Annotated in this window: 9 protein-coding genes; all 9 read left to right on the forward strand. The window is 61.3% G+C overall.

What is annotated here, in order from left to right:
* A partial coding sequence (locus A9D60_RS19455) for a strawberry notch family protein (RefSeq protein ID WP_065269132.1) occupies positions 1–2989 on the forward strand: 2989 nt, incomplete at its 5' end.
* 3 nt (positions 2990–2992) lie between these two features.
* Complete coding sequence (locus tag A9D60_RS19460) at positions 2993–4024, forward strand: DUF7146 domain-containing protein (RefSeq protein ID WP_065269133.1); 1032 nt, start codon at positions 2993–2995, stop codon at positions 4022–4024.
* Between the two features lie 361 nt (positions 4025–4385).
* Positions 4386–5318: a DUF2493 domain-containing protein gene (locus tag A9D60_RS19465; RefSeq protein WP_018001764.1), complete on the forward strand. Its 933-nt coding sequence runs from the start codon at positions 4386–4388 to the stop codon at positions 5316–5318.
* A gap of 84 nt (positions 5319–5402) precedes the next feature.
* Positions 5403–5669, forward strand: coding sequence for a WGR domain-containing protein (locus A9D60_RS19470; protein ID WP_065269134.1), 267 nt, complete (start codon positions 5403–5405; stop codon positions 5667–5669).
* 183 nt (positions 5670–5852) lie between these two features.
* A complete protein-coding gene (locus A9D60_RS19475) occupies positions 5853–6710 on the forward strand; it encodes a WYL domain-containing protein (RefSeq protein ID WP_065269139.1) in 858 nt (285 codons plus the stop codon).
* A complete protein-coding gene (locus A9D60_RS19480; RefSeq protein WP_065269135.1) occupies positions 6711–9662 on the forward strand; it encodes a DEAD/DEAH box helicase in 2952 nt (983 codons plus the stop codon).
* A gap of 4 nt (positions 9663–9666) precedes the next feature.
* A complete protein-coding gene (locus tag A9D60_RS19485; protein ID WP_065269136.1) occupies positions 9667–14493 on the forward strand; it encodes an Eco57I restriction-modification methylase domain-containing protein in 4827 nt (1608 codons plus the stop codon).
* Positions 14490–15338 carry a hypothetical protein gene (locus tag A9D60_RS19490; protein WP_065269137.1) on the forward strand — a complete coding sequence of 283 codons (849 nt, stop codon included), beginning with the start codon at positions 14490–14492 and terminating at the stop codon, positions 15336–15338. The genes A9D60_RS19485 and A9D60_RS19490 overlap by 4 nt, the downstream gene beginning before the upstream one ends.
* A gap of 26 nt (positions 15339–15364) precedes the next feature.
* On the forward strand, positions 15365–21470 hold a 6106-nt coding region (locus A9D60_RS19495; protein ID WP_065269138.1), incomplete at its 3' end, for a DEAD/DEAH box helicase.

The following is a 21470-nucleotide window of genomic DNA, read 5'->3' on the forward strand; positions in this document are numbered from 1 at the left end:
GTCCGACGCGCAGCTCGAGACCGTTATCTACGCGGGGGAGGCGCATAGCGCGCGTCTCGCGGGGTCTTGGACCGTCGATGAAACCGGCGACATGGTTTCGGCCGCGCCCGATGATGCCAGTGATGCCGTCCGCTTTCGGCGCGGGTTTTTCCTGGGCGATGGCACCGGCGCGGGCAAGGGCCGCCAATCGGCCGGGATCCTGCTCGACAACTGGTGCCAAGGCCGCCGCAAGGCGCTCTGGATCTCGAAGAGCGACAAGCTTCTGGAGGACGCGCAGCGCGACTGGTCGGCGCTCGGGCAGGAGCGCCTGCTGGTCACGCCGCTCTCGCGCTTTGCCCAAGGCCGTGACATCCCGCTTACCGAGGGCATTCTATTCACCACCTATGCGACGCTGCGCTCGGAAGAACGGGGTGCCAAGAAATCCCGCGTCGACCAGATCGTCGACTGGCTCGGGGTGGATTTCGACGGGGTGATCCTCTTCGACGAAAGCCATGCCATGGCCAATGCCGCCGGCGGCAAAGGCGAGCGCGGCGATACCATGGCCTCGCAGCAGGGCAGGGCGGGCCTGCGCCTGCAGCACAAACTTCCGAATGCCCGCGTGGTCTATGTCTCTGCCACGGGCGCGACGACGGTCCACAACCTCGCGTATGCACAACGGCTCGGTCTCTGGGGCAGGGAAGATTTTCCATTTGCTACCCGCGCCGAGTTTGTCGAAGCCATTGAGGCTGGCGGTGTCGCGGCGATGGAGGTTCTGGCCCACGACCTCCGGGCGCTCGGCCTCTATACGGCGCGGTCGCTGTCCTATGACGGTGTCGAATACGAGATGCTCGAACATGCGCTCAGCCCCGAGCAGCGCGGCATTTACGATGCCTATGCCGGGGCCTTCGCCATCATTCACAACAACCTGACCGCGGCACTGGAGGCCGCGAACATTTCCGGTGAGAGCGGCACGCTGAACCGCCAGGCGAAATCCGCTGCGCGGTCAGCCTTCGAGAGCGCCAAGCAGCGCTTCTTCGGCCATTTGCTCACCTCGATGAAGACCCCCACGCTGATCACATCCATCGATGCAGATCTGGCTGCGGGTCATGCGGCGGTCATCCAGATCGTCTCGACGGGCGAGGCACTGATGGAACGCCGCCTGTCGGAGATCCCGACCGACGAATGGAACGATATCCGCTGTGACATCACGCCCAGGGAGTATGTCCTGGACTACCTCGCCCATTCCTTCCCGGTGCAGCTCTACGAGCCTTTCACCGACAGCGAGGGCAACCTCTCGTCGCGCCCCGTCACGCGCGACGGCCAACCGGTGGAGTGCCGCGAAGCCGTCCGGCGTCGTGACGCGCTGATCGAGAAACTGGCTTCGCTTCCGCCCGTGCCGGGTGCACTCGACCAGATCGTCCAGCGCTTCGGCACCGATCTCGTGGCTGAGCTCACCGGGCGTTCACGGCGCATCGTGCGCAAGGGCGAAGGGCATTCGGCACGGCTCGTGGTGGAGAACCGGGCTGGAGCAGCGAACCTTACTGAGACCCAAGCCTTCATGGATGACGAAAAGCGTATCCTGATCTTCTCGGATGCCGGCGGCACCGGGCGCAGCTATCACGCCGATCTCGGGGCGAAGAACCAACGCCTGCGCGTCCACTACCTCTTGGAACCCGGCTGGAAAGCCGATGCCGCGATCCAGGGGCTTGGCCGCACCAACCGCACCAATCAGGCGCAGCCGCCGCTCTTCCGCCCGGTCGCCACCGATGTGAAGGCTGAAAAGCGGTTCCTGTCGACCATTGCGCGACGTCTCGACACGCTTGGCGCTATAACGCGCGGCCAGCGCCAGACCGGCGGGCAAGGGCTGTTCCGGCCCGAAGACAACCTCGAGTCGCCCTACGCCCGCGACGCCCTGCGCCAGCTTTACCGCCGCATCTATCGCGGCGATCTGGCCGGATGTTCGCTAGGGGCCTTCGAGGATGTCACTGGCCTCAGCTTGACCGATGACAACGGGCTGAAGGATGACCTGCCGCCGATCACGACCTTCCTCAATCGCCTGCTGGCGCTGACGATCGACATGCAGGCCGTGCTGTTCGCGGGTTTCGAGGAGCTGCTCGATCAGCGAATTGAGGGCGCCATCGCCGCCGGGGTCTATGATCTCGGGCTCGAGACACTCCGTGCCGAGAGCTTCCGGGTGACCGACGCACAGGTCATCTACACCCATCCCGGCTCCGGCGCGGAAACCCAGCTTCTCAGCATCGCGGAAAAGCGCCGCAACACGCCTACCTCGCTGGCCGATGCGCTCGAATGGCTTGATGACCCGCAGGCGCGGCTTCTGGTCAACAGCCGCTCGGGCCGGGCTGCCGTGCAGGTTCCCGCCACCAGTCACATGCTGGACGATGGGACCATCGAGCGGCGCCTGCGCCTGATCCGCCCGCTTGATGCCAGCACGGTCCCGGCCAAGGTTATGGAGGACACCCACTGGCTCGAGGCCGACCGCGCGGCCTTCACTGCGGCGTGGACTGCGGAACTGGCCGAGGTGCCGGAGTTTTCCGAAGCCACGCTGCACATCGTGGCAGGTCTGCTGCTGCCGATCTGGAAGCAGCTTCCCCAGGATGAAACCCGCGTCTACCGCCTGCAGACCGATGACGGGCAGCGCATCATCGGCCGCCGCGTCTCGCCTGCCTGGGTCGCGACCACGCTGGCCGCCGATGCGCCCAAGCTCTCGGCCGCGCAGGTCCATGCCCTCGTTCTGGAGGGCAAGACCGTGGTGCGCCTGTCGGAAGGGATGGAATTGCACCGCTCGCGCGTCATGGGCGCGAACCGGATCGAACTGTCGGGCTTCTCGGAGGCAGCCAAGGATCGGCTCAAGGCCGATGGCTTCTTCTCGGAGATCATCAGCTGGAAGCTGCGACTGTTCTGCCCGACCGACGCCGATGGCGTCGCGATACTGGATCGTCTACTTGCACGTTGTCCTGTCGCAAGTCTACATGATCGCGGAGGCTGTTGACCCATGTATTCCGAGACCGAAGACCTCGTTCGCGAACTGGCAGAAAATGCCGAAGGCGTCTGTCGTGCCTACCTTCCCGCCGGACGGCGGGAAGGATCCTACTGGATCGTCGGCGATCTGCAGAACAACCCCGGCCGGTCGCTCTTCGTGCGGTTGACGGGCCCTGCGTCGGGACCAGGGGCAGCGGGCAAGTTTACGGATGGGGCCACAGGCGAGCATGGCGATCTCCTGGACATCATCCGCGCCCGGACGGGGATCACGCGCTTCCCCGACCTTCTCGCCGAGGCCCGAGCGCATCTTGGCCGTCCGCAGCCGGTCGTCCCGGATAGGCAAGAGCCGAGGAAGGCCAAGGCGCCCGGTGGCACTCCTGCGGCGGCGGCGCGCTTGTTTGCTGCCTCGAACCCGATCACAGGCACGCTTGCTGAGACCTACCTCCATTCCCGAGGCATCACCCAATTCGGGACGAACGGTGCGTTGCGCTTCCATCCGAAGTGCTGGCATCGAGAAGAGGGGCAGACCCGGAGCATCCCCAGACCGGCGATGATCGCGGCGGTTACCGATGGGGCAGGGGCCGTGCAGGGCGTGCATCGCACCTGGCTGGCGCCTGACGGACAGGGGAAGGCGGCAGTGAATCCACAGCGTCGGGCTATGGGTCACCTCCTCGGCAATGCAGTCAAACTGACCTCGCAGGATGACATCCTTGTCGTCGGCGAAGGCATCGAGACCATGCTGTCCCTGTCCGAGGCAATCCCAGGTCTGCCCGTCTGGGCGGCACTCTCTTCGGGTCACCTCGGGGCGGTCCTGTTGCCGGAGGGGCTCAAGCGCCTTTACGTCGCGATCGATCGCGATCCGGCCGGGCAGCGCGCGGCAGAGAAGTTGAGCGCCAGAGCCTCCGATGTCGGGGTGCGCGTGCGGGTGCTGGAACCGCGGCTCGGGGATTTCAACGATGATCTTCGGGCGAACGGCAAGGACGCGCTGCGCCAGCATCTGGCAGGTCAGATCGGGCCAGAGGATCGGCATCGCCTATTGGGCTGAGCTGCATCGCGCAGGGGGTCTGGGAGTGCGGGGCAGGGGGCAGCATCCCAGTCGTGGCTCTGGATCGTCGTCCTCACCCCATCCGGGGCCTTGCGCATCCACCCGTCACCCGAGCGGCCTTCAAGAGATGGGCAGGCCGTCAAAGCGGTTGCCCCTGCAAGGTCGGCAGGGAACCTATTTCCGCCGGCGGCAAAGCCGCCTTTGCATCGCGAGACAAATAGCTTCCCTGCCGACCTCCTCCACGCTGTTCCGGCCCCGGTGAAGCCGGGGTGAAGGGGCAACCGCCCCGACGGCTCGGGTCTGCCCATGAAGGCCGCGCGGGATGACGCGCGGACGAGACAGGCTCGGAGGCAAGAAACCAATGACGATCCATACCCACGACGACGCGTATGAACCCGCCCATAGCGCATCCCAGACGGCCCATGCGCTCGACGAGCTCCAGCTCTACGGCTATCGCCCCTTTGACGAGCCCGATCCGCGCCCGATGCCCGATGGGCAGCGCCTCGCCGTCGCCGTCGCCGACATCTTCGACGCCCTCGTCGCGACCCTGGAAGACACCCGTATGGAACCCGACCTCGAAGAGGTGCTCTGGGGCCAGGTCAACCTCTTCCACCGCGCCACGGCCCGGATCGAGCGGACGCTCGATGAGAACGAGCAGGCGCAGCGCCGCCTCCAGCGCGAGCAGGACGGCTCCGAAGTGAAGTCCGTCGAACTCGAGCGCCTGACGGCCGAAGGCCTGACTCTCGTTGAACGGCGCAACTGCATGGACATGATGCGCGATCACGCCGCCACCGAGTTCGTCCATCACACGGGATCGACCTGGCGCCCCCGCACCGGCTCGATGGTGAACCGCCAGCACATGACCGCAGCGCTCATCGACAGCCGCGACTTCCTGGCCGCCAAGCGCCGCGCCGAGACCGAAGTGATGCTGCCCGCTGGTCCCAAGGTCGCCCTCACCGGCGGGACCGACTTCAATGATCACCGCCTGATCTGGGGTAAGCTCGACCAGGTCCGGACCAAGTATCCAGACATGGTCCTTTTGCACGGTGGCAGCCCCAAAGGCGCAGAACTCATCGCCGCCAAATGGGCAGAGTCTCGGGGCGTGACGCAGGTCGCCTTCAAGCCTGACTGGACCAAGCACGCCAAGGCCGCGCCCTTCAAACGAAACGATGCGATGCTGGATGTGCTCCCGGTCGGGGTCCTCGTCTTCCCCGGAACCGGTATCCAGGAAAACCTCGCCGATAAAGCCAAAAAGCTGGGCATCCCGGTCATGAAGTTCGAGAAGGGGGCGTGAGCCCCCGACTTCAATCCGGGACAGAACATTCTGGAAACGTCGAAGAGCGCTTGATATTGTGGTTTGGAGAGAGGCGCCAACAACATGTTCGACATATCGCGGCAAATGGAAGTGTTCCCGACGACGGTCGATCTCAAGCGGATCGACCCGTCTCTCAACATGCGCCGCTTCTATCGAATGAGCGTTCAGCCGGACCTGTTTGGCGGCGCATGCCTTGTGCGGGAATGGGGCCGTATCGGGTTTCGAGGGCAGATGCTAATCGAACAGCACCCGGACGATGGGCATGCTGTGACCTCCCTATTGAAGCTCGCAGCGACGAAGCATCGCCGAGGATACTTACGTTCTAGCTAGCTGATCCTTTGGGCTTTGATTGTCTAAGACCAGTCCCTGGGGTATCTACGCCTGAATGGTCGACTTCCAAGACAACGCCTTGAAATTCGATTGATAATCTCGGTGTCACTCCCTAAGGTTGTCGCAGGCCCAGAAAATGGGCGCGCATAGTTACAATGCGCATTGGGATACCGGGAGGCCAGGGTGGATAACGACAGGTCAGAACTTCGATGGGGAGTCGAGCAACGTCTCGAGTTCATAGAGTTCCGCTTGTTCTGGGAGGGGCATGTAAACCGGAGTGACCTCATGGATCAGTTCGGTGTCTCGGTCAACCAAGCGTCCACTGACCTGAATCGCTACATCGGCTTTGCTCCGGCGAACATGGTCTACGACAAGAGTGCGCGGACTTATGTGCGAGGCAGTGCTTTCCAACCACAATTTCTGGAACCTGATGCCAGTCGCTATCTAGCTCAGCTACGGTCCGTGGCCGAAAACATTCTTGACCGTGAAGACTCTTGGATCGCTAATCTTCCGTCCTTTGCCTCTGCGCCGACGCCGGTCCGTGGTGTTGACCCCGTGACGCTTCGGTCCGTTGTGGGAGCGATAAGGCGATCCGAAGAGGTAGAGATACGATACCAGTCCCTTTCCAGCCCAGATCCGCGGTGGCGTTGGATTGCGCCTCACGCGATTGCCTTCGATGGATTTCGCTGGCACGCCCGCGCGTTTTGTCTAACCGACGAGTGTTTCAAGGATTTCCTTCTTTCCCGGATGATTGAGATTCGCGGCTCACGCGAAAGCGGGACAACGGCCGATGATGATCTCGACTGGAATTCAGAAGTCGTCCTCGAAGTGGCTCCTCATCCCGAACTGTCAGAAACGCAGGCTAAGGTCATTGCCCTCGACTACGGGATGCGTGGCGGCAGCGCGAAGATAAAGGTGCGCCGCGCGCTGCTCTATTACGCGCTGAGGCGCTTGGGATTGGATACAGATCCCGCCGCCCGGCGCCCGCAAGACCAGCAGATCATATTATTGAATCGTAATGCTATTTTGGGAAAAGATTAAATGGGTGTGATACCTCAACCAGGTTCAGTCATTCATCTGCGCTCGACCACTTGGAAGGTGCTTGGCAGCTCTGCACTTAAACGTGGTTATCGCGAGATCCACTGTCGGGGCTTGTCAAGCATCGTTCGAGACAAAGAAGCTCGTTTTGTGTGGGATCTGGAAAAGGGTGCCCGTATTCTGGATCCGGCGGCGATTCAGCTCGTCTCAGACGCGTCTTCTGGTTTGATTGACTCCAAGTTGCATCTCGAGGCCGCGTTCCGAAATACACCAACCACTACCCGTCAACCACTCACTCTTGGTCGCGCCGCGATTGATGATCTTTCCTTTCAGCATCTGCCCGTGGAACGGGCTCTCGCCCAAGATCGGGTGCGGTTACTGATCGCGGATGATGTCGGTCTCGGGAAAACCCTAGAAGCAGGGCTAATTGCCTCTGAGCTTGTACTACGCGGGCGGGCGGACCGGATCCTCGTCGTCACGACACGGGCGATGCTCMCCCAGTTCCAGAAGGAATTCTGGACCCGGTTCTCGATCCCACTGTCGCGCTTGGACAGCGCTGCGATCCGGCGTATGCGGAACCGGATCCCCGCCCACTATAATGTGTTCGATCAGTTCGACCGGTCCATCGTGTCGATCGACACGCTGAAGCGGGACGCCCAGATCCGGGACGCGATCAAGCACTCGTACTGGGACCTGATCATCATTGACGAGGCGCATAACGCGGCGGCGCGGAAAGCAGCGGCGGGGTCAAACTCTCAGCGGGCTGAGCTGGCGCAGCTTCTGTCTCGGCGAACCGACTCCCTGCTTCTGTTGACCGCGACGCCACATGACGGGTCGCAGGAGAGTTTCGCGAGCCTGATCGAGATGCTGGACCCGACCCGGGTTCCAGACCCGACCCGGTTGCACCGCTCCGATATCGAAGATCTGGTGGTTAGGCGGTTCCGGTCTGATAAGAACGTCGCTGCTGATATCGGTCAACAGGTCCCCAAGCGGGAACTCATCCGCAGAAATTTCCCCCTCAGCATCGAAGAGGAAATCGCCTATCAGTCGATCGCAGAGTTACATCTGGACCTCGATGAACAGTCGACGCGGGGACGCGCGATTGATCTGTTCCGAACCACGCTGGCGAAAGCGATCTTCTCGAGCCCGGCTGCCTGCCTCGAGACTCTAGAGAGGCGCATCCGCGGGATCGAGAACGGAACCGCCCGTGGCACGGAAGAGGACCGGGATCGGCTCCGCGATCTCGCAGATCAGGTGGCGGCGATCGATGCGGGGGCCTTCCGGAAGTATCAGGACCTTCTCAAAATGCTGCGGGACCTGCGTTGGACCGGAAAGGCGCCGCGGGACAGGATCGTCATCTTTTCAGAACGCATCGCCACCGTGTCCTGGCTCGCAGAGCGCCTTCAGGCTGATCTAGACCTGTCCGAGGGGCAAGTGGCGCGCGTGGATGGGGGAAGCGTCGAAGCGGATGTCCGGACCCAGGAAGTGATCGACGCCTTCGGGCAAGAGAAGTCCCCGATCCGGATCCTGATCGCCTCTGACATGGCGTCCGAGGGGCTCAACCTGCACTACCAGTGTCACCGGCTCATCCATTTCGACCTGCCGTGGTCTCTGCTGCGATTCCAGCAGCGCAACGGCCGGATCGACCGTTACGGTCAGGACCGCCCACCGCTGATTACCTATTTTGTGGGGGAGAGCACGCACCCGAAGGTGCGGCAGATGTGGGTTCTTGAAAAGCTCGTCGAAAAAGATGAAGCGGCCCAGTCCGGGGTTGGCGACCCCGCGGTCTTTCTCGGGAAAGGGGACGCTGACGAGGAAGAGGCTGTCGTCGCGGAAGCGGTTGCTGCCGGGATCGGCGCGGATGCGTTCGATGCCCAGATGAATGCCCGCGCGGACGAGGCCAAGACACAGATGTCCCTCGATGACGAGTTCGCCGCCCTCTTTGGGGACTACGCAGCCCCGGCCGAGTCCAAGGCGGATGAGATCCCCGCTGCTGAGGCGGCGCTGCCACGGCTCTTCCCAGATAGCTTCAGCTATGCTGCCGCAATGATCGGCCGGTTGTCTCGCGCCGAGGAGCGTGCCTTCCCGTCTGCCCCCGACATCTCCCTGGGGGATCGGATGATCCGGATCGCGATTCCAGATGATATGCGGGCCCGAGATGGTTTCGGTTACGCGAGTGAAGGCGCGGTCGATAGTCGTTTCATGCCCGAAGAGGCGGTCGGTGCCGGGGACCGGATCGAATTGACTGATCAGGCTCAGGTAATCAACCGGGCGATCGATCATGCGAAGATGCAGGAGCGGTCCTGGCCGACCGTGCAATACCTCTGGGATGGTCACCCGATCCTCGAATGGTTCGCGGACCGGGCCAGCACCTTTTTCCCGGAGCATTCCGCTCCGGTCGCGCCGCTGAGTGCCCTCTTCAAGGGAGAGGTCGCGGTGGTGATGCATGGTGCGATCCCGAACGCGAACGGTGCCCCGGTTGTCGACCGGTGGGCTGTCGTGATCCAGGGGGCGGACGGGGATGTCCGTATCGAAGAGGTGCCGGACTTCATCGCCCGGGTCCGTCTCGCACAGGATACCCCCGGCCGTCCGGTGGAGGATCTAGGCCCTGCGCAGGCTGCGATCAAAACCGCTGTGGACCGGTTCCAGACCCACCTGCGCGGGCTCGGGAAAGAACGCGCGGCCCTGATCCAGCAGGATCTTGACGCGGTCCTGACGCGGCTCGGGGAGCTGGAGGGCCGGTTCCAGGTCCAGTTGACGCTCGATCTCGGCGAGGCAGTGGAGTCGACCGAGGGTCTCAGCGCGCTTGAAAAGAGACGACTAACGATACGGCGCGCGAAAGAGAAGAAGATCGAGGACCTGTTCAAGGACTGGACAGAGTGGTTTGAGCGGACCCGCCTGATGGTGGATGATCCCAACCCCTATGTCGATGTCAAAGCGGTATTTGTGGGGTGAGCGGATGGATCTGATCGGTATTGAAAACGAAGCCGAGTTCTTCCCGTCCGGGACGCTCTCCGATGTTTTGAAGGAGGAGCTTTCCGACATCACAGCCCGCTGGGCGGGCCTGGAAAAATCCGCCCATCCGATCGAGCGGCTGTCCCGGGTTGCGACCTCGACCATCGAAGCCCTTCGACAGATCCGGAACAGTTCGGACGCAGATCGCCCAACAGAACTGACCCGGGAGATGCACCACGCCCTGTTGGGCGCTCTCGGCTATGCCTGGAAACGAGAGGCTGCGTTCACCGCGCTGGCAGGCGCACCGGTTATTCCGCTGATCTCGCGGGTGGCGGACGCTTCCGGTCGGGATGCGCTCTGGATCATCGAGGCGCCCCTTCAGCACGCCGAGGACGAGGCGGCGGATCCGCTAGGGGCGTGTTTTGCGCTGGATCAGTTTCCCGCCGATGCAGGCGAAGCGGCACTTCTTGACCGGACGATCGAATCCGTTCTGGCGGAGGGGGTATTCGAGCTCGCCGACGGACCTCGCCATGTTATGGTCTTGGGGCTCTCCCAGATCGTTTTGATCGACAAGCGGAAATGGCCGGCCCGGTCCGTCCTACGCTTCGATCTTCAGGAAATCTTCACGCGCACGGACCGCGACACACTTACGGTCATGGCCTGCCTGATCTCGCGGGAGACCCGGGTGCCGGAACAGGGCGCACCAATCTCGGACCGGCTCGAAGAGGAGGCGCAGCGGAATGCCAACGCTGTCACCACCTCGCTGAAGCGCACGGTTCGGGACGCCATCGAACTCCTCGGCCAGGAAGKTCTGACTGTCACGGGCGGGAAGAACAAAGACGTCTGGATCGATGGACCGGAACTGTCGCGTGAGTGTCTGCGCTACATGTACCGGCTCCTCTTCCTGTTCTACGCTGAGGCGAACCCGCGACTGAACCTCCTGGACCTGAAAAACCCGATCTATGCGACGGGTTATTCCTTGGAAACGCTACGCGATCTGGAATCTGTGCCCCTGCGCACCACCGTGGACCGGGAGGGGACCTTCCTGTGGGAAAGCCTCCAACAGACGCTGACTCTGCTCTACACCGGGCTTGATCTCGCCGATGAGGAAAAGGGCAGCGGGCTGCGCTTGCCGTCGGTGAAGGTATCTCTTCTCGACCCGGCGAGCACGCCGCTTCTGAACGGGCTGATGCTGCGCAACGAGGCGATCCAGAAGGTAATCCGGCTCCTCTCGCTCCGGTCCACCGGAAAGAGCACGGGCCGGATCTCCTATGCCAAGCTCGGGATCGGTCAGCTTGGTGCGGTCTATGAAACGCTAATTTCCTTCACGGGGGTCGTTGCGAAGACAGACCTCATCGAGCTGAAACCTCGAAAGGGGCGGTCGAACGACGCGGCCGAGGACGGGGACGATGCGGACGCGCCAGATCTGGATGACGACGTCGAAGAAGATCTGTTCGGGGATGAGGACGCCGAACAGGACGAGGCGTTCCGCCGCGACAAGGTCGATCCGCTCGCGCCAAGCTGGTTCGTGCCGCGCAGCCGGATCGGTGAGTTCGCGCCAGAAGAGATTGTGTTCAACGGTTCGGAAGCGCTGGTCTATCCCAAGGGGACCTTCATCTACCGCCTCGCCGGCCGGGACCGGGAAAAATCTGCGTCCTACTACACCCCGGAACCCCTGGCGCGGCTCCTCGTCAAGCATGCGCTGATGGAGCGGTGCCGGGATCTGACCGCAGACGAACTTCTTGAACTCAAGATCCTCGAGCCGGCCATGGGTTCTGCGGCCTTTCTGGTCGAAACCACAAATCAGCTTGCCGATCTCTACCTCGAGCGGAAGCAGAAGGAGACTGGCACGACGATCCCCCAAGACAGGGTTGTCGTCGAGAAACAGAAGGTACGGGCCTATATCGCCGACCGGAACTGTTTTGGCGTCGACCTGAACCCGATTGCCGTGGAGCTGGGGGCGATCTCACTTTGGCTGAACAGCCTCCATGCCAGCGATTTCTCGCCGTGGTTCGGGGATCAGCTTCATTCCGGGAACTCGTTGATCGGCGCCCGTCGCGCCTCCTATGCGCCAACCTGGCTCAGTGCCAGGACCCAAGCGGATCTCTGGCTCAACGCAAAGCCGGAGGAGATCGGTTGGCGGAAACGCCTGCCCGAGAACCACGTCTGGCAGTGGCTGCTGCCAGCCAAGGACATGGCAAACTTCGACAAGGACAAGTCGATCAAGCCCTTCGCGGGTGACGCGCAGGACCAGATCAAGGCGTGGCGGAAGGACGGCTTCTTCAAAAAGCTGGAACCGCACGAGATCAAGCTGGTCCAAAAACTCAGCCGGATCGCCGAGGCGCTGTTCGACCAGGTCGCCGACGATCTCGCCAAGACCCGCGCTGCGGCCAATGACGCGATCACGCTCTGGCCGGACAAGGTCATCCCCGGCAACAAGGGCCTCGATTTCCACGCCAAGGAAAAGCTGAACGCCCACCTGATCGGGGCCGATCATGCGACCAATACGCTGCCCTACAAGCGGCTCAAGACGGCGATGGACGCATGGTGCGCGCTTTGGCTCTGGCCGCTCGACAAGGCTGATCTGTTGCCAAGCCGGGCGGAGTTCCTGCAGGGCATGGCGATGATCCTGGAGGGGGGCTTCACCCCGGACGGATCACTGGCCGCCCCCAGCATGGATGAGTTCGCCGATCCGTCCCCCGACTTTCTGGATATGATGGAGCCAGATGCGCCTGCCCGGGACCTGTTCAAGGCGGCCGCCAAGCGGCAAAACAACCTGTTCCGCGAAACCAATGTCGAGGCGCTGATCGAGACCTTTGACTGGCTCGGCGTGGCGGTCGAGGTGGCCGAGCGCGAGCGCTTCGTGCATTTCGACCTGATCTTCGCCGATGTGATGAAAGCGCGGGGCGGGTTCGACCTGGTCGTGGGGAACCCGCCCTGGGCAAAGCCGTCTTTTGATGAAGCACTTGTTGTGTCTGTCTTCGACCCGGCCATAGGCGCCAGAGGTCTCAAAGCCAAAGATGTCCGCGAAGCACTTTCCGAAATACTTGATAGGACTCCGAAACTTGACAGTTTCATCAGAAATTACACCATCGAAAATGGTCGCATCACTTTCACCTCGTCTAATCTGTCATTCCCGTCATTGGGCGCAGGCTCAAATAATCTCTATGCATGTTTTTTGGAGATTGCTTGGCGTGTTGCAGCTCATGAAGGTGTATCTGCTCTAGTGCATCAGGACAGGCACTTAACTGACCCAAAGAACCATGAGTTTAGGTCAAATTGGTATTCCCGAATCCGGAGGCATTTTGCCTTTCGAAACGAGCTCAAGAGCAAGAATTTCGCAGATGTGGGGAATAGGAAAGAATTCTCATTAAATGTGTATGGAGCGCCGAGAAAGGGCGTCGAATTCACACATATGAGCGGGCTCTTGGACGCATCACAAGTCGATGAGTCCTTCTCTCATGATGGTGTTGGACCGATTCCATCCATGAAGGATGACAACGGAAAGTGGATGGTAAGAGGACATTTGGACCGCATAGTGAAGTTGAATGAAGACATCCTTGTCAAACTAGCGGATTCGTCAATTGAAGCCTCTAGCACTATTTCATGTAAATTACCCCAAATTTATTCTACCAAGATCGCGGACCTATTCGCAGCTCTTGAAGGCATGAGAGCGTCAGGCGAAGAACTCAGCTTTACCTTAGAGCGCCCAATCGTTGAAACAGACGCAATCAGGCAAGGTGCGATCGTAAAGAGGGAGACTTTCATCAAGAATATTGGCTCGGGTGTATTGACCGCGCCAATGATCAAAGTTGGCTCAGCGTTCTCTCAGTGTCCCGGCAAGTATCTGAAATCACACCGAGACTATAGCCCTATCGACTCTACCTCCATAGACAGTATGACTTCCATACGGTTCGGCTATGAAGTCCTTCAGCCTAGGACGATACTGGCAGCAGGCGAAAATGCAGAGGAACTCATTGAAGATGGCATGCCTCTATACGCACTCGCAGCCAGAGACTTTATTGATGTAAACGGCGAGCGAAGTTTGCTAGCAGGTCTTGTTCCGTCGGGTCTTCCTCACCTACACACAGTGCGTGTAGCCACGGTGGGGAACCAAATAAATACGTTGTCAGTAGCGGCGCAACTTGTTTCGTTGCCATTTGACTTCTTCCTTAGAACTGCCGCGCCCGGTCACCTCGACATAAGCGTCTTGCAGGCTTTGCCCTTTCAAAGGGTTGAGTGTGATGCTCTCGCTCGCGCGCTATTGCTGTTTTGTCACTTGCATGATTTCGCGCCACTTTGGAACAGCATTGCGCCCAATCTTAGGTGGTCTGGATGGTCTCATTCACACAACTCTTTGCCGGATCCAAGCCTAAAAGACCGATGGTCGAATACTTTGCGCTTGGTGTCAGATTATGCGAGGAGGCTCGCCCTTGTCGAGCTTGATGTTTTGATTTCTTTGAAGCTTCGTATGTCTTGCGATCAATTGATAGAGGTATTCAAAACATACTACCCAATACTTCGCCAGAACGAGGCGGGCACGTGGTATGACCAGAACGGACGGATTGTATGGACCTGCTCCAAGGGCCTGCCCGGCGTCGGCTGGCTCGACGAGCGCGGCAAAAGCCCCGGTCGCGCCGCTTGGGACAAGATACTCGCCGAGAACCCCTCGGAACTGACCTGCACCGCCATCGACGACACGATGCCCGGCGGCCCGCGCGAGGTCACCCGCCACTTCGTCGGTCCCTTCACCCAATGCGACCGGATCGAGGATTACAAACGCGCTTGGGCCCATTTCGAGCGGCTGAAATCTGTGGAGGCCGCTGAATGACCGCGCTGCAGGCCGAACTCCCCCTTGAGGAAGGGATCGACGCGATCCTGCGCGATACGGCGGACCGGATTGACGAGCTCTACCGCGCCGCCAGCGAACCGGGCGCGCGCCCGCCTTGGATGGACCTGTTCAACAGGATCGCCGGCCAGACCCACATGGCCCCTTTCAACCTGATGCTCGCGGACCTCCAGCGCCCCGGCGCGCGCTACGTCGCCTTCCCCGACAAATGGCGGGAGATTGGGCGGACGGTGAAGCCAGCCTCGATCCCTATTGTCGTCCTCTGGCCGTTCTGTCCGGTGCGCTGCGCCTATGAGCTGGCCGATACCACAGGTGACCCGGTTGACGATGCCCTCCTGGAGAGGGTGTTCGGTGAGCCCGTCGCGGTCCGCGATGGCCTGATCGACCGCGTCGCGCGCCGCGCCCTGAAGGAAGACCGCATCGAGGTGAAACCCGTGAGCCTGGCCTCAACCCTCGCCGGGGACGCCCGCGCGGTTGGAAGCGCTGTTGCGACCAAGGGGAAACCCGCCGGGCCAGGATGGGTCGTCCGGGTGAACTCGACCCTCAATCCGAACGCCCAATTCACCACGCTCGTCCACGAATTGGCCCATGTGTATCTCGGGCATCTTGGTGGGAACGGAAAGAAGTGGCCGGACCGGAGGCCTCCTCAACTCGATGTTCGGGAGTTCGAGGCGGAGGCGGTGACCTTCATCGTCTGCAAGCGATTTGGATTGAAGTCGAACTCGGCTGAATATCTGAATGGATACTTGAAAGAGAAAACGATTGAATTTGTAAGTCATTCCGCGATCGCACGGGCTGCTGGACGGATTGAACAGCATGCCCGGTAGTCCAGGTTTTATGGAGTGATTTCAGAATGAACCCGATCCTCCTTGCCCGCCATGTGCAGGACAGCCTCCGCGAACTCGTCCACTCCACGCTGAACAGCACCAGCCCCGCTTTTGAGGGGATGGTGGAGCGGTTCATCGACGAGCCAGCAAACTTCATCAAAGGTCCATGGATCTCGGTCGACATGCCGTTCCGGCAGATCAAGGGGGCAGAAGACGGCACCTGGCAGCAACCATTCCCCGAGGTGCCACTGCGCTTTGCGCCCTATCAGCACCAGATGGATGCCTTTGCCCGGCTGAGCGGAGAGGCGATGCGCTCGACGCTGGTTGCGACAGGGACCGGGTCGGGCAAGACGGAATCCTATTTGTGGCCGATCCTCGACCACTGTCGTCGGAACACGGGGAAGCCCGGGATCAAGGCCATCCTGATCTACCCAATGAACGCGCTGGCCACCGACCAGGCGCGCCGGATTGCGGCGGCGATCTCCGAGATCGGATCATTGGACGGCGTGCGGGCCGGCATCTATGCGGACGCAGAGCCACAGAACCCTACGCATGAGGTGACGGCGGACAGCGTGATCACCCATCGCGAGACGATGCGGCGGAACCCGCCCGATATTCTGCTTACCAACTACAAGATGCTCGACTACCTCCTTCTGCGCGGTCGGGACAAGCCGCTGTGGGAGAAGAACGACCCGGAATCGCTGCGGTTTTTGGTGGTCGACGAAATGCACACTTTCGACGGGGCGCAGGGTGCGGACCTCGCCCTCCTGCTGCGCCGTCTGAAACACCGTCTAAGTACTCCGAAAGGTCATCTGATCTGCGTGGGGTCTTCGGCCACGCTTGGCGCGGGTGAAGACGCGAAGGTCGATCTACGGCGTTATGCCGAAACCATTTTCGGCGAACCCTTCGATGAAGGGGCGGTTGTGACGGAGACACGGAAAACGCCGAACGAGGTGTTCGGAGACCCGGAATATTTGGATCGGCCGGACCCGGCGGAAATCCACACTGCCCTCCGCGAGGCCGAGGAAATGGATCAGGCTGACGCGGCGCTTCGACTCGCGACCGCCCTATTCCCGGACCGGACCGATCCGGATCTGGCCTTCATTGATGATGGCGCTGTTTCAGACCAAGCCTGGCGGATCGCGCTTGGTGAACGGCTGAAGGAGCATCATCTGTGTCAGCGGGTTCTCAAAATCATCGCCGAACACAAGGGCCCCGCCTCACTCGAGGCGATCGCCGCAGGGCTCGCACAGGTCCGGGTGCTTCGCGACTGGTCCGAAGTCGATCATCGTGCACTCGCGGAACTGGTCGTGGCGCTGGTCGCTTGGGCCCGGTCAGGTTCAGCAGAACGCCCACGTCCGCTATTCAACGTCCGGCTCCAGCTCTGGATCCGGGAAATGTCGAGGATGGTGACTAACCTGCCTCGAACCGAGGCAGCCGGTGTGCGATCGCAGATGAGCCTGTCCCATGCTCTTGATCTCGACCGACACACATTGCGCCGCTCCCTGCCGATCGTGAACTGTAACCGATGTGGGGCCACCGCCCATGTCGGGCGGTTGAACCCGAATTCAACCTCCTGCTGGGCCCCGCTCGAGCAGCTTTATGAAGAGTTCTTCGACGAGAGCGCAGGTGGAAAGATCCGACTTTTCTATCACGAAACGCTCGATCGAATGATCCCGGCGGCCGGTGGTGGTGTGCGGATTGTGAAGGGGCTGCTCGATGCAGAAAGCATCGAATTCACCCCGTCGGATCATGAAAACCTTGCGCCGGGTCCTTCCGCACCGGTTTGGATGTATGACCCGACGGACGCGGCGAGTGGGCGTATTGACCGGTCCTGTCCGGCCTGTGGACAGGCGCGCGGGTTGCTCCTCTTCGGGATGCGAGCGGCCCGACTGACGACTGGGATCACAGGGACCCTCTACACCTCGGCACAGAACGAGGAAGAGCCAGAGGCGAAACCGCGCTTTCTCATGTTCTCCGATTCCGTCCAGGACGCGGCTCATCGTGCGGCGGTGGCCGAGACCCGTAACTCACTGTCGGTCTATCAGAAATCCCTCTTCACCGCCCTGCAGGAAGCTGAAACGGACGGGATGAGCCTCTCTGACGTGATCGAGAAAACCCCTGCCGCGCAGCTCGATTTGCATGGACCGGACGCCTTTACGGCCCTTTACATCCCGAAAGAGCAGACTTGGCGTGGTCGGTACCAAGAGTTGATCCGGGACGGAACATCGATCACCGACACAGTCTTCCTAAATCACATGAAGCTACGCCTCGGGTGGGAGTACTTCGTGGACCTGAGCTATCGGTCGCATTTCAGCCATACGCTCGAAGCGAACGGCATGGTCGCGGCTGATGTCTCTGCCGATGTTCTGAGCGCTTCTGCACAGCGGCTCGCAAGCGAACTCAGGAACGATCTTCCTGGTGCCCCCGACATCGACCCTGCGCTTCTCGCTCGGTTCCTGTTCGGTGTAGTTCAACGTATGCGCCGCCAGGGTTCCGTCGCGCACCCCTATGTTGCCAGTGCGGTGGCAACAGCCTCGGGCGCGCGGGGTCTGAACTGGTTCGCATCAGCAATCCAAATGGGTGTTGGCAGGACTGGAACGCTTCCGATACCAGACAGCCGACGCGGCCTCGCGCCAATCCCAGTTACATTGGGTCATCCACCGCTCGGGTATGAGCGCATCACGAGGTCGCAGGGGGTGAGCTGGTATCGGGACTGGCTCTTCCGGACCCTCGGCGTGGCGGATCTCCGCTACGGAACGGACCCGGACACGATATATCCGATGGTTCTGCAGCGTCTCGAAGCCGACAGCATCCTGCGCCGGGTTAACGGCCCGGATGGGCAGAACCGGCACGCGTGGCTGATTGAACCGGACAAGGTCACGGTCTCGACCCGTACGATCGGGCTCACTTGTGACCGCTGCGGTCGGCAGGAGACGGTCCTCGCGGAGAACGAGGGGATCGCGGCAGGATCACCATGCACCAAGATCGGATGTACTGGGCATTTCGCGCTGGCAGGTGCTCCGCCACGCCCGGCGTTGCACCGATCTCTTCGGTCCGACCGAAACCACCGGGTGGTCGCGCGCGAACATACTGGGATCCTCGAAACCGATGAGCGATTGCGTGTCGAGACCGGGTTCATCAAGGATGAGACCCGGTGGGCGCCGAATCTGATTTCCGCCACACCGACTCTCGAAATGGGGATCGACATCGGGGATCTATCGACCTTGCTTCTGGGGTCGGTTCCACCTGAGGAAGCGAATTACGTGCAGCGGATGGGCCGGAGCGGTCGGCGCGACGGAAATGCCTTGAACATTGTCCTGGCCAATTCGCGAGCTCATGACCTTCAGTTCTGGGAAGATCCGACCCCGATGCTGGCGGGCCAAGTGCGCCCGCCTGGGGTCTTCCTTGCGGCCGAAGAAGTTCTTCTGCGCCAGGTGACAGCCTTTACACTCGATACCTATGTCGCGGCCACTGCGGAGGCGGGCGACTACGGGAAGGTGCGTGATGTCTTGAAGCGCCGCTCCTCCGGAGCGACGGAGGGGTTCCCTATCGAATGGCTGGACCTGGTCCACGACAGAGGGGATGAATTGGCGACCGCGTTTCTGGCGGGACTTCCGCCCGCCGTTCAGGCGCGCTCGGATCTCGTGGACCGGGTGCGCGGTTTCCTGATCAGTAGCGATCAAAGGTCGATTGGTTGGCGGATCGGCGCGGCGTTTGATGCCGCAGCCACGGAGAAGGCGCGGCTGATAGAGAAGCGGGAAGAGGCCACAAAAGAACTGAATCGGCTTCGGAAACGACGGGCAGAGCTGACAGATGAGGAGTTCGAGAAGCGCGAGGGTGAGATCGCGCGTGACCGGACCGAGATTAACCGGCTGATCCGCAGCGGGATCGATGATGTGGCCGTTATCAAGTTCCTTACCGATAAGGGGATCCTCCCAAACTACGCCTTCCCGGAAGAGGGCGTGAAACTCACCTCGATCCTCTCGCGCCGAAACGATCCGACCAAGACCGCATCGAAGGATGAGGATGGGCTTCTTTATGTTGAGTATTCGCGTCCAGCCAGTTCGGCCCTATCGGAGTTCGCACCGGGTCAGTTCTTCTATGCAAACGGGCGACAGGTTGAGATCGAGCGGATCGAGATCGGGAAGGAAGACCTGAGCCGTTGGACCTTCTGCCCCTCCTGCTCACATGTCGCGCACCGGATTGAAGGCATGGAAACCAGTACATGCCCGCGCTGTGGAGATGAGATGTGGTCCGATTCCGGGTCCAACCATGATGTCGTTCAGCTCAAGTCCGTGATCTCGGTGGACAGCGAGGAAAAGGCGGCGATCCGGGATGGCGATCAGCGCGACCAGAGACAATTCGACCGGGTTCTTATGCCATTCCACGGGCCGGAGCATATCCACACTTCCTGGTTCACCAGTCGAGAGAATGGCGCGCCGTTCGGGTTCGAGTTCCTGCCGCACTGCACCTTYCGGGATTTCAACTTCGGCCCGAAGTCCACGTTTCCAGGGCCTAAAATCGCCGGCGAAAAACGACCGGCGCAGCCGTTCCTGATCTGCCGCCATTGCGGCACGCTCCAAAAGCCGGCGAAAGATGAAGCAGATCGCGGAACCCACCCACCGAGCTGCAAGGTCATCCGCGAAACGGCACTCGCCCGCGAGAAATGGGAGACCGGCGTCTTTCTGATGCGGAACTTCGATACTGAAGCGATCCGGATCGTGATCCCGGTCGTTGGTGAGGCCGATGATGATGATCTGAAGAGCTTCGTCGCTGCGATCAACCTCGGGATGCGCAGACATTTCGCGGGGAAGGTCGACCATCTCCGCTCCACGATCTTTGCCGCCCAGCTCGACGGGATGACCACCGTCCGCAGCCTCTACCTCTATGATGCTGTCCCAGGCGGGTCCGGGTATCTGAGACAGGTCGGAGAGCACCCTGACACGATGCGGGCGGTGATCAGTCGCGCGGCTGAGGCGCTTCGGGACTGTCCTTGTAACCAGGAACCAGACCGAAACGGCTGTTTCCGTTGCGTGAAGCCCTACCGATCCCAGTTCGGGCCCGGCGAACCTGATCGGGATCGTGCACGTCAGATGATGGAAACGATCCTGCAGAAGTGGGATAGCCTCAACCGGACGGAGACTGGGATCGACGAGTCGATCCGGGGTGCCATGGTGGAGAGTGCCCTCGAGAAGCGGCTCCTGAACTCCCTTGCCGACCGGTATGGGAACGATGCGCTGACCCCTCAAGTCCTCTCAGGTGGGCGCCGCGGCTTCGTGCTGCGCGCTGGTCCCAAGGACCGGCCCCGGCTCTGGACGATCGAACCCCAAGTGCAGATCGATGCCCGTTTCAAGAACCTCCCTCGAAAACGGATCGACTTTCTCTTTACACCGGCGGGCCAAGCCGGTGCCTTGCCTGTCGTGCTCGAAATGGATGGCCTCGAATATCACGCGGACACAGTCGCCCAAGATCTTCTAGACCGGATCGAGATGATCCGGTCCGGTCAGGTCCGGGTCTGGACCCTCGCCTGGGCAGACCTAGATGCACAAAACCGAGCCTATCTCAATCCACTCGCGGAACCGGCGCTCAACGTGGAAAAGGTCGGACGACTCGCTAGGGTCTGCACCTTCCCGGGCTTCGCGACTCACATCGAAAGCGTCCGCGCACTCCAGGTCGAAAGCTCCCTCGAAGGGTTCTGGCACCTTCTGGAAGGCGTAAGGGACGATGCCGCTCCGAGCCGGTCGATCCTGACCAGGGGATTCGTTGCGACCGGGCGGCCGCTCGATCAACTGCCGCGGCAGGCCTCCCTTACGGAAGAAGGGCGCCAGTTCCTTCTCACGCCGGGGCTGACGGATCATGTTGGGGCTGGAGCGCTTGACCTATATTTGGCATGCAAACAGATATCTCCGACGGAGTGGGCAGGATCAGACGCAGATATTCGACTTGTTCTGCGAGCTGAACTCCCGGATCCGGGTAATCAGCCTGCTGCGAAGGCGCTCTACACTGAAGCGTGGCGTGGCCTCTGGCGCCTCGTCAATCTGTGGCAGTGTGTTCGCGGTTTCCATGTGGAACTGGCGGGCCGCGACACTCTGTCGCCACCCGATATGGCGGTAGGGACCGGACCAACGG

Origin of the sequence: Leisingera sp. JC1 (assembly GCF_001679925.1) — a bacterium.
Classification (GTDB): domain Bacteria; phylum Pseudomonadota; class Alphaproteobacteria; order Rhodobacterales; family Rhodobacteraceae; genus Leisingera.

What these genes read in the sequence shown, in the direction of transcription:
- A9D60_RS19470 (WP_065269134.1), top strand. Translation starts at nt 5,403, where the DNA reads ATGTTCGACATATCGCGGCAAATGGAAGTGTTCCCGACGACGGTCGAT.
- A9D60_RS19460 (WP_065269133.1), top strand. Translation starts at nt 2,993, where the DNA reads ATGTATTCCGAGACCGAAGACCTCGTTCGCGAACTGGCAGAAAATGCC.
- A9D60_RS19490 (WP_065269137.1), top strand. Translation starts at nt 14,490, where the DNA reads ATGACCGCGCTGCAGGCCGAACTCCCCCTTGAGGAAGGGATCGACGCG.
- A9D60_RS19465 (WP_018001764.1), top strand. Translation starts at nt 4,386, where the DNA reads ATGACGATCCATACCCACGACGACGCGTATGAACCCGCCCATAGCGCA.